Origin of the sequence: Rhizobium sp. PRIMUS64, assembly GCF_023006465.1 — a bacterium.
GTDB lineage: Bacteria > Pseudomonadota > Alphaproteobacteria > Rhizobiales > Rhizobiaceae > Rhizobium > Rhizobium leguminosarum.
On the sequence record NZ_JALBGX010000301.1, the window covers coordinates 1 to 1,020 of the forward strand.

The 1,020-nt window shown below is 65.7% G+C and carries 2 protein-coding genes; both read left to right on the forward strand.

Going from position 1 to position 1,020, the window contains the following annotated elements:
- Nucleotides 1-257 (forward strand): DUF1800 family protein (locus tag MOV76_RS39215; RefSeq protein ID WP_247266603.1); only part of this gene is annotated, 257 nt, incomplete at its 5' end.
- A 115-nt stretch (nt 258-372) separates the two neighbouring features.
- A partial coding sequence (locus tag MOV76_RS39220) for a DUF1501 domain-containing protein (RefSeq protein WP_408988015.1) occupies nt 373-1,020 on the forward strand: 648 nt, incomplete at its 3' end.

Genomic DNA, 1,020 nt, shown 5'->3' on the forward strand with positions numbered 1-1,020 from the left:
CCTGGCTGCCGCCGAGCCCGGCCGGTTTCGAGGAAGGCTTCTCCGCCTGGATCACCGGCAGCCAGCTCGCTGAGCGGCTGGCCTGGGCAAGGCGGGCCGCGGCCCAGTTCGGTCGCGACCAGGATCCGCGTGAATTCCTGAAGTCGACGCTTGCCGATGCCGCCCGCGACGAGACGATCCGCGTGGTATCGCAGGCGCCGAACAAGATCAGCGGGCTGACGCTGGTGCTGGCATCGCCCGAATTCAATCGCCGCTAAGCAGACTTTCGTTGGCAAGCCAACGCTTCGTCTGCTTAGCTTTTTGGTTTTGTCGCAGGTTCTGGCCGGAAAACCGTTGGACACTTTTCCGGAACCTGCTTAGGAGGCCCCGCCCATGACGCTGCCCACGAACCGGATTTCGCTGTCCCGCCGCGGCTTTCTGACCTCTGCCTGCTGTCTTGCCGCCGCCCCCATCTTCACGCCGGTCACTTTCGCGGCGATGCCGGGTGACAACCGTTTCGTCACCATCGTGCTGCGCGGCGCGATGGACGGGCTGGATCTTGTGCAGCCCTATGGCGATGCCGGCTTTGCGGCGCTCAGGCCGACACTGGCGCTGACGCCCGATACCGGGCTTCTCGATCTCGATGGCCATTTTGGCCTCAATCCAGCGGCCGCCGAGCTGATGCCCCTGTGGAAGAGCCGGGAGCTCGCCTTCGTGCATGCGGTGTCGACGCCCTACCGCGACCAGCGCAGCCATTTCGACGGGCAGGACATGCTGGAATCCGGTGGCGAGCATGTCGCCGAGGAAAAGACCGGCTGGCTGAACCGGGCGCTCGCCGTCATTCCGCGCTCGGATGCGCGCAAGGCGATCGACATCAACACTTCGACGGAGCTGATCCTCTCCGGACCCAACAATGTCGATGTCTGGGCGTCGGATTCCAATCTGGCGCCGGCGCGCGACGAGATGCAGTTCCTGGCGCGGCTCTATGCCGGCGATCCGCCGTTCGCCGAAGCGCTTGCCGAGGCGACGCGGGCCGACAGC